Consider the following 12490-nt stretch of genomic DNA (forward strand, 5'->3'; position numbering starts at 1 on the left):
AGCGGCCGATTTGGCATGTGGTTCCGGCTGCAGGTAAGTATTTCGGCAAGTTTTACCCACCTGGGCTCGCCACGCGGGCGTTCAGCGCCGACATCTAGCCCGGATTTATGCCTGCGCATGCGGGAACACAAATTGCCCGGAGGAGCACATAGGCACCGCTCAAGGAATACACATGACTGCAGAAAAATCCAAACCACGCCGTTGGCTGGTGCTGGCCGCTATGGCGCTACTGGCCTTGGTGCTGGCATTCTTCGTGGCCGCACCGCACACCCAAGCCGCATGGTGGGGCGCTTTGCGCAACCCGACGCCACTGGCCCACGCCAACTTTTTGGACCAGGATGCGTCGCTACACGTCCACCAGGTGGCTGACCAGATCGTGGGGTCGGCAGATCACCAGCAGCAACCCTTTTTGATGGTGGACAAGGTCAACGCGCGACTCTTCGTCTTTAATGGTGACGGCTCGCTGCGTGCCAACTCCCCGGTGTTGCTGGGGGCCGCCCAGGGTGATGACTCCGTGCCCGGCATAGGCCAGCGCGCCATTGCCGATATCAAGCCTTTTGAGCGCACTACGCCTGCCGGCAAGTTTCTGGCAGAGGAGGGACGCAACGCCAAAGGCGAAGACATTGTGTGGGTGGACTACGACGCGGCCATCTCCATGCACCGCGTGCGCGCCACCAACCCCGCAGAGCAGCGTATGGAGCGCTTGGCCACCCCCACGGCAGAAGACAACCGTATCTCTTACGGCTGCATCAATGTGCCCGCTGCGTTCTTTGATGAATACGTAGCGCCAATCTTTCACACAGCCAAATCCAACGTGTATGTGTTGCCAGAAGTGAAGACCGACAGCCAAGTATTCCATTGGCCACTGGCCGCGGGTACGCCAATTGCCGCAAGGTGATTGCCTGGTGCATTTGTTCCAGATGCACTTTGTCTTTAAAACTGAACCAAGGAGTTAGACCATGAAGAAACTTATCCATGTAGGTAGCATCGGCACAGTGATTGCCGCAGTAGCGGCTGTCACGGCTTTGGGCCTCGCCCAAGCCCAAACAGGTGTCTCTGGCGGATCCTCTTCCGGCGGAACCGGCAGCTCCACTGGCTCAACCGGTGGCTCGACCAGCGGCTCTGGCAATACAGGCACAGGGTCTGGTAGCGGCAATTCGGGTAGCGGCAGCGCGTCGACTGGCAACAGCGGTACGTACGGTAGCGGTGGCTCAGCCAGCACTGGTGGTACGAATAGCACTAGCGGCAGCAGCACCAATGGCATGAACAGCAGCGGCGGCACCAACAGCACGTCCGGTACCAACAGCACGGCCGGCACATCTGGCAGCGGTAGCAGCAGCGGCACTGGTAGCCAAGGCAACACCAGCGGAACCAGCGGCGGTGGACGCAATACCAACAGTGGCTCTACTGCCGGCAATACGGGTGGCAGTGACACCATGGGCAACAACGGCACCATGGGCACCGGTTCCAGCGGCAGCAGGAACAACAGCGATACCATGACCACTGGTGGTCGGTACGCGCGTAACGACCGCAACTAAAGAGGACACGGCAACCTCGGGCACTGTCATGTAGACACTGCCCTCAAAAGCACCGTTGATCAACGGTGCTTTTTTTACGTGTCTAGCGCCAGCCGCGATGCCAACCATACCCCGGGTGGCGCCAGCCCCAGCCATAGTGCGCGTGGTACCGCCAACCGTACCCCGGGCCCGGCGTCGCGTAGGTGGGCGCCACGTATACGACGCCAGGTGGTGCGACGTAAGCGGTCTCCGCGCCGCTGGTGGGCACCACGATGCAGCCGCCGAGCGAAAGAACGGCGCCGGAAACGACAATGGCCGCTACGTAATGAATGGGTCTACGTTGCATGGAGTTCCTCCTAATGTCCCCGTACAACGCCCAGCGATGGGCTCCTGTCGACACTGCAACGGTAAAGTTTCAGCAAACCTGCGTAGGCAAACGTATCGCTTAGCCGACAGCTTGGCCGAGCCAGCGCACGGCTTACACTGGAATGGAAGACGCTTCCCCCGCCACCCGAAAGCCACTTACCCATGTCCATACAACTCCATCGCAAGCCCGGCGCCCCTATGGCCCAAAGCCTGTCAGTACGCCAACACCAGTTCACCAGCGACGCACCGATAGCCGACGGTGGCGGCGACGAGGGCCCCAGCCCGCACGAGCTGTACGACGCGGCATTGGGCGCATGCAAGGCCGTGAGCCTGATGTGGTTTGCCAAGAAGAAGGGGATTGCCGTGGACGACATCCGCACCGAGGTGACCAGCGACGACAGCCAGGAGCGGGCAGGCATCTACAAGCTGCACACCAAGGTGGTGATCAGCGGCCCGTTCAGCGATGCAGAATTTGCGCAGCTGGCCGCTGTGGCTGAAAAATGCCCCGTACACAAACTGATGACCACGGTGACCACTGAAGTAACCACCACAGTGGAACGTGCCACATAACTACCCCGCAACCGTTGCAGCCGCACACTCCCGAAGTGGCAAGGAATAGAAGAAGGAATAGGCGTGCAATCTGCCGATAAGAATTTGTTTGACGAGGCCTATTACCAGCGCTACTACTTCGACAAGAAGACCAGCGTTGTGGATACGGAACACGTAGCCCGTCTGGGCGCCTTTGTGTGCAGCTACCTGCAGTTCATCCGCGTGCCAGTGCGCCGCGTGCTGGACGTGGGCTGCGGCATCGGGCTGTGGCGTGATGTGATCAAGCGCCACTACCCGCATGCCGAGTTCCACGGAGTGGAGTACAGCGAATATCTGTGTAACCGCTTTGGATGGGAACGCGGATCGGTCGTGGACTACGCGGCCAAGGCGCCGTTTGACCTGGTTATCTGCCAGGGCGTGCTGCCCTACCTGAGTGCGGCAGACGCCAAGCAGGCCATGCACAACCTGGGCCGGCTCAGCACCGGCGCGCTGTATGTGGAGGCCGTAGCGCGCGAGGATTTTGAGCAGGACATCGTCGACGAGACACTGACCGATCCACGCTTGTTCAAGCACCGGGCGCAGCTGTACCGCCAGGGGCTGAGCGATGGTTTTATCGAACTGGGTGGCGGGGTGTGGCTGAGCCGCAAGGCAGACCTGCCGGTGTTTGCGCTGGAGCGCTCAGACGGGCGATAAAGCTTCGCCATACCTGTGGCTCTAGCAATTGCGTTGCAGGTCCGTTACGGAGCCACTTTGCGAAACGTCACATTCAACCGCCTGCGCCCCACCAGCGGGTGCTCGCCATCCTTGACCGGCAGCACGCCGTGGAAGCGCAGCCGCGCCGGCCCGCCCCAGACAACCACATCGCCATGCACCAGCCGGTAGCGATCCGCACGGTCGCTGCGCTGGAAGCCGCCAAACTGGAACACGGCAGGCAGGCCCATGGACAGTGAGACGATGGGCGCACGCAGGTCGAACTCGTGCCGGTCCTGGTGCAGGCCCAGCTTGGCACCAGGGGCGTAGTAGTTGATCAAGCAGGAGTCGGGCACAAATTGGGGGTACCCAGCCGCGGTCGCGGCACGCAAAGCAAAGTCCATCAGGCAGGCCGGCATATCGGGCAAACGCTCACCCGGCACCCAACCCACCGGTCCGCAGCGCGTACTCGCCACCGACATCATGCCGCCGCCCGGCATCTGCCAATGTCGCGGTGGCTCTTGGGCAATGACGGACTCCACGGCCTGCAGCAGCTGCGCATCCACACCCAGCGCAAACCCGCGCATCAGCACTGCGCCAGGGGCCAGCGACACCCGCAGCGCATTGGCCTCGGGTGGTGGGTCTTCGAAAAGGTCCAAGGGGATCATGAGTGGAGTCTGAGCGGGGCTTGTGGATTGCAAAATCCGAACATATACTGTATTTTTACACAGTATTTTTAGACGGACAAATGCCATGCCCATCACCCTGGAAACCCTGCGCCGCTACGCGGTGGCGCGCACGCTGTTTGCGCCGACCACGCTACCCAGGGCAATCGCCAAACTCGGCTTTGTGCAAGCCGACCCGCTGCGAGCCCCGGCGCGCGCGCAGGACCTGACGCTGCGCCACCGCGTCAAGGGCTACCGAGCGGGTGATCTGGAGCGGCGCTATGCAAAGCTGGGCATAGAGGAAGACTTCTTCGTCAATTACGGCTTTGTGCCGCGTGCCACACACGCGCTGATGCACCCGCGCACGCCACGCACGCCACTGCCTGCAGCGCGCCGAAAGCAGATGGACGCGGTGCTGGCCTTTGTGCACGCACACGGCGTCGTACACCCGCGTGCGGTGGACGCGCACTTCGCACACGGCAAGACGCAGAACTGGTTTGGAGGCTCCGGCAATGCCAGCACCGATCTGCTGAACGACATGCACTACCGCGGCCTGCTGCGCATCGCGTCGCGCGCCAGCGGCGTGCGCACCTATGCTGTACGCGACATCGCACAGGACGTGCCCGACCCCGAGCAAGCCATGGACGCCTTGATCGACGTCATCGTCAACAAATACGCGCCGCTGCCCGAGCGCAGTTTGGGCGAGCTGGTCAGCCACCTGCGCGGTGGGGCGCCGCAGTGGGCACACTTGCGCCGCGATGCGCTGGTGCGTGCCAAGGAGCGTTTGGCAAGTGGCACGGTGGAAGGCCTCACCTACTACTGGCCCGCTAGCGAGAACCCTACATCTCGCCGCCACGCGGCCCAGGAATGTGTGCGCCTGCTGGCCCCATTCGATCCGCTGGTCTGGGACCGTCGCCGCTTCGAACACTTATGGGGATGGGCTTATCGATTCGAGGCCTATACGCCTGCCCCAAAACGGGTGCGCGGCCACTACGCGCTGCCGCTGCTGTGGCACGACAAGGTGATTGGTTGGGGCAATGTGGCGGTAGTAGATGGCGCATTGCAAACCGACATAGGTTATGTAGCAGGCAAACCGCCACGTGATGCGGCGTATCGGCACGCGCTGCAAGCGGAGCTTGAGCAGTTGCGGGCGTTCTTACACCTACCGGCGACAATCTGATCATTCACAGATACGCAACCCAAGTACCATGCCCCAAGATTTACTCCCACGCCCCGAGCCCACCATCACCCCACAGATGTGCGAAGCCTGCACCAGTGTGCAGCAACATTGGCGCCGCGCGAAGGGGCATCCGGAGTTGATGCAAGGCACACACCGCATGGTGGCGCACAAGCATGGCTCGGTAACCATTACCAAATACCGCTGCGAGCGCTGCGGCACGATCTGGGAATATGAAAACAACAAGGTCAACCGCCACGCAGGTTGGTCTGTGTTGAAACGCTAGGCAGCGGCAGCAGGAGATCTGCGATAAGCGCGCCGTTGAAAGAAATGTGTGTCATCCGAATGATCGCGAGCTACGTTGTAGCAGGGATCACCAAGCCTTTGTTTGATGACAACATGTTTTACTCAAAAGGACTTTTATGAATAAATTGCTCGCTACTCTGATCGCTACTCTGGTTACCGGCGCTGCTTTTGCACAAGCCTCTGCACCTGCCCCTGCCACACCAGCTGTGATGAAGGCAGAAGCCAAGGCCGAAAAAGCAGTTGCCGCTGCAGTGAAAAGCGAAGCCAAGGTTGACGCCAAGGCCGACGCCAAAGTTGAGAAGGCAGAAGTCAAAGCCTCTGAAGAGAAGACCAAGGCCGTAACCAAGTCTGCCCACACCAAAGCCAAAGCCAAGGCACACGTTGCCAAGGCTGACCCTGAAGACAAAGCCAAGGCCACTGCCAAAGCAGAAAAAACCAGCGCCAATGCTGACGCAAAAATGGACAAGACTGCCATCAAGGCAGACGCCAAGGTAGAGACCGTTAAGACCAACGCTGTTGCTGACAAGAGCGTTGCCAAGGTTGAGACGAACGCAGTGAAAGCAGAAGCCAAGGCCGATGTGAAGGCAGCTGGTAGCAAGTAATTTGCACACCTTTGTTCGCAGGCCTCGCCTGCGAACAAATCAAAAAAAGGACAGGTCTGACCTGTCCTTTTTTTATGTGCGCTCGGACCTTGTGGTCCGATTGTTCTGACTTAAGCAGCGGCCCGTTCGTAATCCGTGTAGCCCTTGGCACCGGGTGTAAACAGCGTACCCATATCAGGCGCGTTCAGCGGCAGGCCCTTCTGGAAGCGCTGCACCAGATCTGGGTTGGACACGAATGCGCGGCCGATGCCAACTAAATCTACCAATCCATCGTTGACCGCCTGCTGGCCCGAGGCCAGCTCAAAGCTGCCGCCAATGAAGAAGGTGCGTGGCCAGGCCTTGCGCAGGGCTTGCTTGAATGCGGCGGGCACGGGTGGCGCGCCCATCGCAGCGTGGTCGACAATGTGCACATAGACCAGGCCCGCATCGGCCAGTTGGGCCAGCAGCTTCAAGTAGGTTTCTTCGACCTCGGGGTAAGCCACCATGCCGGAGTTGGTGCCATAAGGTGACAAGCGAATGCCCAGCCTGTCGGCACCAATCGCCGCGGCGGCTTCACGTGCCACGTCGACAACAAATTTGATGCGCTTGTCAATACTGCCGCCCCAGGCATCGGTACGCAGGTTGGTCGTGGGGCTGATGAATTGCTCCAGCAGGTAGCCGTTGGCCCCGTGCAGTTCGACACCGTCGAAACCCGCGGTGATGGCATTCTTGGCCGCCTGCACAAATTCGGCTTTGGCTTGCAGGATGTCGGCCTCGGTCATCTCTTGCGGTACGGGGTAGTCTTGCGGTCCGGCTGCATCGGTGTACATCTGCCCGGCCAGCGCCACGGCGCTGGGGGCCAGAATCTTGGTGCCCGCTTCCATGTTGGCCGCGTGGCTGACCCGACCGGTATGCATCACTTGTGCAAAAATTTTGCCGCCCTTGGCATGTACGGCATGAACCACCGGCTTCCAGGCTTGCACCTGTTCATCGCTCCACAGGCCGGGGATGCGCGCATAACCCTTGCCATTGGCAGACGGCGCAATACCCTCGGTCACGATCAGGCCAGCCGTGGCGCGTTGGCCGTAGTACTCAGCCATAGGGTCTTGGGGTGTGCCCGTGGCATCAGCACGGCAGCGTGTCATGGGGTTCATGACAAAACGGTTGGCAAGCGTGATGCCGCCCATGCGATAAGGTTCGAAGAGGCTGGTGGCATGTGTAGCAAGGGTCATAAGAAAAAACTCCGTTATCGAGGTCAGGTTGAAACAAAACAGGTTGCGCTACGGTGCCCGATTGCAAGTGCACCGCGCTTCGCCGATCGATTGAAAAAAACTCTCAGGGCGATAGCTGTGTTGATGGTCACAGCCGCCCTTGCTGGCGCAGTACATGGGCGCGCTGGCGTATGCCCAGCTGCCCCTGCTGCAATGCATTGGCACTGGTGTGTACAGAATAAGGTCCCATGAACAAGTCATGCGGATGGCGCACGCCGGAGCCCAGCACAAAGGCTGTATCAGTCTGCGCTTCAAAGGTGACAGCCCCGCCCGATTCATCAAATGCGATCAGGTCACCGGTGGCAAGTGCGGTGGGTGCGCTCAACGCGCCCTCGCCCACCGCCACCCATGCCACGGTATGCCCGGCGGGTGGCTCAAAGCGCCAGGTTTCGCCCGCCACCAGGTGCACGGCCAGGTAGCTGATGTCAGACGGTGCGGGGATGGGACTGGTCTGCCCACCATAGCTGCCTAGCAGCACACGCGCGGGGCCAGCCAGTGGCACGCTTTGCGGCCCCAAATAGATGCTGTGCGCGGTGGCCAACTCCAGCTGCGGCGGCATGGCTACCCACAGCTGAAAGCCCAGCACACGTTCGGAGTTGATAGGTGAACCGGTGTGCCACACGCCGCCACCGGCCATCATCCACTCCACGCCACCGGTAGGCAGCGTGCCGCGGGCGCCGTGTTCGCCGGTCGTGTCTTCGTACCCGACCTGGCCGCTGATCAGATAGGTCAGCGTGGCAATGCCCGAGTGCGGGTGCATGCCAAAGGCGGGCGGCTGGCCCCCGGCCGGCGCTTCGAACCGGTCCAGAAAGATGAAGGGCTTGAGCATCTGGCCCAGGTCTGACGGGCTGACCAGCCGGGTGATGGGCCCGTGGGTACTACCCCGGGTGCTGTGAACAATATTGCGGTGAAGGGATGTGCGTGCATTCATGGTGCTAGTAGCGTAAGGTCGCACTCATTACTTGAGTAGATGCCACAATCGGCATTGACTATGCCAATTTTGTTAGGAATATGATGCTGGATCTGAACCAGATGGCTCTTTTTGTGCAGGTAGTGCAGGCGGGCAGCTTTGCTGCGGCCTCGCGCCGACTGGGCATGCCACCCACGACGCTGAGCCGGCAGGTCGCGCAGCTGGAGGACGCGCTGCAGGCTCGGCTGCTGCAACGCACCACCCGCAAGCTGACGCTGACCGACGCAGGACGCACGTTGTTTGACCAGTGCGCAGGACAAATTGACGCGCTGAAGGCGGCCGCTAGCCAACTGGCGGGCGAGAGCCAGGACCCCAAAGGCAGCATACGGGTGGCGGCATCGGCCGGGTTTTTTGAGTTCTTCCAGATGGAGTGGATTGCAGAGTTTCTGGACCGCTACCCCGGCGTGCAGCTGGAATTTGTACTGGCCGACGCGATGGCCGACTTCATTGGCGAAGGCATTGACGTCGCCTTTCGCGGCAGCGGCGAACTGCCCGACTCCAGCCTGGTGGCCCGCAAGGTGGCCAGCGGCTACCTGGCACTGGCGGCCAGCCCGTCCTACCTGGCAGCACGTGGAACACCGCTTAGCGTGGAAGACCTGGCCGCACACGACTGCATACGCGCTGTGGGCCAGACCGCCGGGCCCACCACGTGGCGGCTGAACGGGCCGGATGGCCCAACGCAGATCACCGTGAACGGACGCTTCAGCGCCAACAATGGCCCGGCGCTGAAAAAGGCGGCCATCGGCGGGCTGGGCATCTGCCTGCTGCCGATTGGGTCGGTGCAGCCCCACTTCCGCTCGGGCGAACTGGTAGAGGTGCTGCCAGGCATTGCCAGCAGCGTTGGCAACTTGTATGTCGTCTACCCCAGCCGCCGCCACGTACCGCGCGCCGTGACGGCCTTTGTGGAGATGACGGTGCAGCGGCTGGCACCGCTGATACTGCCGCCATTCACCGGGAGCACAGCTTCCGGCTAAAATTTGCTACAAAAACAGTAGCGGCTTACGCTCGTTCCACGAGGGCTACAGCCCGGTTCGTATTAGAACAACGGGCAAAAATACGGCCTGACGTGATTACTCAACCATATGGTTGACAGTTGCCGGTATGGAACCTATCATCAACCACATGGTTAACAATGAAACGCTGTCGCTGGATCTGGTCTTTCGCGCGCTGAGCAGCGGCCCCCGCCGTGACATCCTTAGGCACACCGCGCGGCAACCCTGCACGGTGACCCAGTTGTCCGCGTACTTCGACATGAGCCTGGCGGCAGTGTCCAAACATGTGGGCGTGCTGGCCAAGGCCGGGCTGGTGTCCCTGTCGCGCGAAGGGCGTCTGCAGTGGTGCAGATTAAAACCCGATGCCCTGACACCCGCCCGCACGTCCATCGACGCGCTGTACGCGTTCTGGGATGCACGGCTTGACGCGCTGGAAACCGTTCTGGCCGATGGCGCACCCCAACCACCGTTGCCCAGCGAAACCTGAAATGCCACTACACGCCACCGTATCACTGACCCGGGTGCTGCATGCGCCGATCGAACGGGTGTTTGCCGCCTGCAGCCGCCCCGAATTGATCGCCCAGTGGTTGATCTGCTGCGACAACGACAGCAGCACAGCCACTGCCACCAACGTGCTGGAAATTGGCGGCCGCTACAGCGTGCAAATGGCGCGCGACGGGCAGACTTTTGCCCGCATCGAGGGCGAGTACATAGCCATCGATGCGCCGCACCGCCTGGTCTTCACGTGGCGTTCGGCCAACGTGGGCGTGCAGGACAGCGTGGTCCGCATCGATCTGCGCGACACCGGCACACACACCACCGAACTGCAGCTCACCCACGCGGTGGACCCCGCGTCGCTGGACGGCCAACGCTTCGCCGTGGGCTGGGCCCAGGCCCTGGAAAACCTGTCAAAACTAATGGAGGCGCTCCCATGATGCAAACCGATCCCACCCCACTGGCCGTCGTCCAGGCCTACTTCCGCGGCTGGACGACCAAAGACTACGCCGTAGCCGCGCAACAGTTGTTACCGGCCCTGGCAGTGGAGGTACCCGTTAACCATTACCCCAATGCCGCCACGTTTGTACAGGCATTGACCCAATTCGGCAACATGGTGACCCGTGTCGACTTGCTGGCAGAGTTGGCATCCGACAGCCAGGCTATGCTGCTGTATGACATGCAGGTCCAGGGCATGGGCACGATACGGGTTGCAGAGCACTTCACGGTGCAGGGCGGCAAGATCACCCGGCTGCGCCAGGTGCACGACACCCACGCCATCCGTGCCGCAGGGCTTGCCGCACCGTGAATGCACCCGGCTTGCCCAAAGACTTTCAGGCGATCGTGGATGCGTTTGCCAGCGTGCCCGGCTTTAGCTGCAGTGAGGGGTGGGCCAAGGGCAATACGGTGCTCAAAATCCACGGCAGCATCTTTGCGATGCTGGCCAATGGTCATCTGGTCGTGAAGCTTCCAGCGGCCACTGTGGACGCGCTGGTGCAAAACGGCACGGGAACCCGGTTCGATCCCAAGTGCACGGGCAAAGGCATGCGCGAATGGTGCGAGGTCCCCATGGGTCGGGGAGACTGGCCAGCGCTGGCGCAAGCGGCTTATACCTTCGTCGGAAAAAATCCGGCGATCAATCGGTAGCGACCACCAGGGTTTGCCAGCCCACCCGGCAGCTACCGACCTTGATGCGCAAATCACCCGAGCCCTTGACGACCAGGGTCACCGTCTTCTCGCTGACGTTGCCCCGTGTCCACGGCATGAAGATGCTGATGCCGTGGTGCAAGCCCCGGCCCCAGCCGTCCAAGTGGCCCATGTCCTGCACCGATTCGGCGGGCGACACCACGGAGTAGTTGCCGCCCTCCACCGTCAGGCGCAGGCTCTCCGAAATTGGCAGGCCCTTGGCGGAACTCAAACCGTAACTCCCCAGGTAGCCGCTGTTGCGCACGCGGACTTCCACGCGCAGGTGGGCGTCGCCCAGCTTCTCGGTCTTGGCATGTTCCACATGGATGCGGGGCACCAGGGCCGCAACGCGCAGGAAGGCCGCGCTTTGTGCCGCGCACGTCTCGGCCAGTTTTGCCAGCGGGGGGTTGCTGACACCCACACGCCCGTCGTAACCGCCTACCTCGACGGCTCCAAGCTGGGGATGGTTGACAGCGCGCCAGGGCTTGAAGATGCAGCCCTGGTTGATGTCGCGGTCCATCTTCCACAGCGCCACAAAATCCTTGCGCTGCAGGTGCGTGTAGTGGTCCACAAACGGCTTCTTGCGTTCTATGCCCAATTGGGCAAACAGGTCCCACAACTCCACTACATATGCCAGGCAGCCGCGCTGGTGGTAGGCCCAGTCCACCAGATCGCCGTGCAGGGGTTTGTCGGGCTCGTACAAGAATTCATGGAAGCCGCTCACGGTGGGGTAGCCAGTGTGTTCGGTCGTCCACGCCTCGGCTTGCCTGTAGACAGCCAGGTCGGTCTGGTCCATCTTGTTGTCTGGTTTGTCACCCATGGGGCGAATCACCACGCCGCCAAAGGTGTGCAGGTTCAGCCAGGCAAAGATGTGCGGGTGGCTAATCGCAAAGTCCATCACCGCGCGGGTCTCGGGCGCACTGCCGGGGTAGTGGCCGGCACCGGCCTGCTCGGGCTCTGGCTTCCAGTGGTGAGAAAAATTGCGGTTGAAGTCGTACTGGTTGTCACCCAGAAAGTAGGGGTCGGGAATGTGCTGCCCATCAAAATTGGCGATCAGCCCTTCCGGGTACAGCTTGTAGAAAGGACCAATGTCTTCCGGCAGGCGCGGCACCATGACCGGGGGGCTCAAAGGCTGGCCGTCATCGCCCCGCAGCTCCACCACTTCGCCATGCGGGTCTTGCTGGCGCATCGTGGCCATGAGGCCGTCACCATCTACATCACTGGCCACCCAGTGCGGGTGTGACTGGTTGGCCCGCTCGTTGACCGGGCTGGAGCGCACGTAGCGCCCGGTCTTGAGAATGGCCTCGGCGCCATCGGGTGACATACGTGGCACCACATAAAACAGCGTGTTGCGAATCGCCTCCGCCATATGCGCGGGCAGGGGCTTGCCGCCGGCCTCATCTTTGCCACCATAGATGGCAATCACGTCCTCGGCCATGGCCAGCGCGACGCTGGAACCGCACACTTCAACGGCATGCATATTGCCGTCAATCCACACCGCGGGGCGGGCCTGCTCCGGGTTACGCCCAATCGTTAGCAGCGGGATGTCGCGCCCCTGCGCGCTCTTGCCCAGGCTGGACACTGACACGTAGTCAGGGTAAGACGTGGCCCAGGCCGAAAGCTGGGCGGTGAGTTCGGCGTAGTCTAGATATTGGGTGCGAAACATAGGTTGGGGTGTGTAGTTGCCAACCCATACTCTACCCGGGCTGGCCACTCAAGAGGCACC

17 protein-coding genes are annotated in these 12490 nt (G+C 61.5%); 12 read left to right on the forward strand and 5 right to left on the reverse strand.

Translation table 11 applies throughout. The features are described from left to right. Positions 1–172 precede the first annotated feature (172 nt). A complete protein-coding gene (locus tag AC097P_RS19780; RefSeq protein ID WP_479612152.1) occupies positions 173–898 on the forward strand; it encodes a hypothetical protein in 726 nt (241 codons plus the stop codon). 61 nt (positions 899–959) lie between these two features. Then, a complete protein-coding gene (locus AC097P_RS19785; RefSeq protein ID WP_479612153.1) occupies positions 960–1538 on the forward strand; it encodes a hypothetical protein in 579 nt (192 codons plus the stop codon). An 82-nt stretch (positions 1539–1620) separates the two neighbouring features. On the opposite strand, the gene AC097P_RS19790 is transcribed toward AC097P_RS19785, so the two are convergent. Beyond that, entirely contained in the window at positions 1621–1863 is a 243-nt protein-coding gene (locus AC097P_RS19790) for a hypothetical protein (protein WP_479612154.1), read from the reverse strand. A 182-nt stretch (positions 1864–2045) separates the two neighbouring features. Here AC097P_RS19790 and AC097P_RS19795 point away from each other — a divergent pair, with 182 nt between their 5' ends. Together AC097P_RS19795 and AC097P_RS19800 are read left to right on the forward strand one after the other, a co-directional pair. Beyond that, positions 2046–2453 carry an OsmC family protein gene (locus tag AC097P_RS19795; protein ID WP_479612155.1) on the forward strand — a complete coding sequence of 136 codons (408 nt, stop codon included), beginning with the start codon at positions 2046–2048 and terminating at the stop codon, positions 2451–2453. A 63-nt stretch (positions 2454–2516) separates the two neighbouring features. Then, a complete protein-coding gene (locus AC097P_RS19800; RefSeq protein WP_479612156.1) occupies positions 2517–3125 on the forward strand; it encodes a class I SAM-dependent methyltransferase in 609 nt (202 codons plus the stop codon). Positions 3126–3169: 44 nt separating this feature from the next. On the opposite strand, the gene AC097P_RS19805 is transcribed toward AC097P_RS19800, so the two are convergent. Further along, positions 3170–3787, reverse strand: a complete 618-nt coding sequence (locus tag AC097P_RS19805) for an alpha-ketoglutarate-dependent dioxygenase AlkB (RefSeq protein WP_479612325.1) — start codon at positions 3785–3787, stop codon at positions 3170–3172. 88 nt (positions 3788–3875) lie between these two features. Between AC097P_RS19805 and AC097P_RS19810 the strand changes: the two genes are divergently transcribed. The 3 genes from AC097P_RS19810 (at position 3876) to AC097P_RS19820 (ending at position 5872) form a co-directional block, all read left to right on the forward strand. Further along, complete coding sequence (locus tag AC097P_RS19810) at positions 3876–4967, forward strand: DNA glycosylase AlkZ-like family protein (RefSeq protein WP_479612157.1); 1092 nt, start codon at positions 3876–3878, stop codon at positions 4965–4967. Between the two features lie 28 nt (positions 4968–4995). After that, positions 4996–5250, forward strand: a complete 255-nt coding sequence (locus tag AC097P_RS19815; RefSeq protein ID WP_479612158.1) for a hypothetical protein — start codon at positions 4996–4998, stop codon at positions 5248–5250. 136 nt (positions 5251–5386) lie between these two features. Next, the gene (locus tag AC097P_RS19820; RefSeq protein WP_479612159.1) at positions 5387–5872 is read left to right on the forward strand and encodes a hypothetical protein; all 486 of its coding nucleotides are present in this window, start codon (positions 5387–5389) and stop codon (positions 5870–5872) included. A 110-nt stretch (positions 5873–5982) separates the two neighbouring features. Here the strand turns inward: AC097P_RS19820 and AC097P_RS19825 are convergent, their stop codons facing one another. Both AC097P_RS19825 and AC097P_RS19830 read right to left on the reverse strand, forming a co-directional pair. Further along, positions 5983–7083: an alkene reductase gene (locus tag AC097P_RS19825; protein WP_479612160.1), complete on the reverse strand. Its 1101-nt coding sequence runs from the start codon at positions 7081–7083 to the stop codon at positions 5983–5985. A gap of 127 nt (positions 7084–7210) precedes the next feature. Next, a complete protein-coding gene (locus tag AC097P_RS19830) occupies positions 7211–8053 on the reverse strand; it encodes a pirin family protein (protein ID WP_479612161.1) in 843 nt (280 codons plus the stop codon). Positions 8054–8136: 83 nt separating this feature from the next. Here AC097P_RS19830 and AC097P_RS19835 point away from each other — a divergent pair, with 83 nt between their 5' ends. From AC097P_RS19835 to AC097P_RS19855, 5 genes are all read left to right on the forward strand, one after another. Next, entirely contained in the window at positions 8137–9066 is a 930-nt protein-coding gene (locus AC097P_RS19835; RefSeq protein WP_479612162.1) for a LysR family transcriptional regulator, read from the forward strand. A gap of 127 nt (positions 9067–9193) precedes the next feature. Beyond that, positions 9194–9571: an ArsR/SmtB family transcription factor gene (locus AC097P_RS19840; protein WP_479612163.1), complete on the forward strand. Its 378-nt coding sequence runs from the start codon at positions 9194–9196 to the stop codon at positions 9569–9571. 1 nt (position 9572) lies between these two features. After that, on the forward strand, positions 9573–10019 hold the full coding sequence (locus tag AC097P_RS19845) for an SRPBCC family protein (RefSeq protein ID WP_479612164.1): 447 nt from the start codon (positions 9573–9575) through the stop codon (positions 10017–10019). Beyond that, a complete protein-coding gene (locus tag AC097P_RS19850; RefSeq protein ID WP_479612165.1) occupies positions 10016–10387 on the forward strand; it encodes a nuclear transport factor 2-like protein in 372 nt (123 codons plus the stop codon). The genes AC097P_RS19845 and AC097P_RS19850 overlap by 4 nt, the downstream gene beginning before the upstream one ends. Continuing rightward, a complete protein-coding gene (locus AC097P_RS19855; protein ID WP_479612166.1) occupies positions 10384–10725 on the forward strand; it encodes a hypothetical protein in 342 nt (113 codons plus the stop codon). The genes AC097P_RS19850 and AC097P_RS19855 overlap by 4 nt, the downstream gene beginning before the upstream one ends. Here AC097P_RS19855 and AC097P_RS19860 read toward each other — a convergent pair. Then, positions 10715–12430, reverse strand: a complete 1716-nt coding sequence (locus AC097P_RS19860) for a M14 family metallopeptidase (RefSeq protein ID WP_479612167.1) — start codon at positions 12428–12430, stop codon at positions 10715–10717. The two genes, AC097P_RS19855 and AC097P_RS19860, sit on opposite strands and share 11 nt — an antisense overlap. Positions 12431–12490 lie beyond the last annotated feature (60 nt).

The organism is Rhodoferax sp. ZS1R8, from assembly GCF_056521325.1.

Coding starts and splice junctions, on each gene's coding strand:
- AC097P_RS19780 (WP_479612152.1), top strand. CDS start 173: ATGACTGCAGAAAAATCCAAACCACGCCGTTGGCTGGTGCTGGCCGCT.
- AC097P_RS19785 (WP_479612153.1), top strand. CDS start 960: ATGAAGAAACTTATCCATGTAGGTAGCATCGGCACAGTGATTGCCGCA.
- AC097P_RS19790 (WP_479612154.1), bottom strand. CDS start 1,863: ATGCAACGTAGACCCATTCATTACGTAGCGGCCATTGTCGTTTCCGGC.
- AC097P_RS19795 (WP_479612155.1), top strand. CDS start 2,046: ATGTCCATACAACTCCATCGCAAGCCCGGCGCCCCTATGGCCCAAAGC.
- AC097P_RS19810 (WP_479612157.1), top strand. CDS start 3,876: ATGCCCATCACCCTGGAAACCCTGCGCCGCTACGCGGTGGCGCGCACG.
- AC097P_RS19815 (WP_479612158.1), top strand. CDS start 4,996: ATGCCCCAAGATTTACTCCCACGCCCCGAGCCCACCATCACCCCACAG.
- AC097P_RS19820 (WP_479612159.1), top strand. CDS start 5,387: ATGAATAAATTGCTCGCTACTCTGATCGCTACTCTGGTTACCGGCGCT.
- AC097P_RS19825 (WP_479612160.1), bottom strand. CDS start 7,083: ATGACCCTTGCTACACATGCCACCAGCCTCTTCGAACCTTATCGCATG.
- AC097P_RS19830 (WP_479612161.1), bottom strand. CDS start 8,053: ATGAATGCACGCACATCCCTTCACCGCAATATTGTTCACAGCACCCGG.
- AC097P_RS19835 (WP_479612162.1), top strand. CDS start 8,137: ATGCTGGATCTGAACCAGATGGCTCTTTTTGTGCAGGTAGTGCAGGCG.
- AC097P_RS19840 (WP_479612163.1), top strand. CDS start 9,194: ATGGAACCTATCATCAACCACATGGTTAACAATGAAACGCTGTCGCTG.
- AC097P_RS19845 (WP_479612164.1), top strand. CDS start 9,573: ATGCCACTACACGCCACCGTATCACTGACCCGGGTGCTGCATGCGCCG.
- AC097P_RS19850 (WP_479612165.1), top strand. CDS start 10,016: ATGATGCAAACCGATCCCACCCCACTGGCCGTCGTCCAGGCCTACTTC.
- AC097P_RS19860 (WP_479612167.1), bottom strand. CDS start 12,430: ATGTTTCGCACCCAATATCTAGACTACGCCGAACTCACCGCCCAGCTT.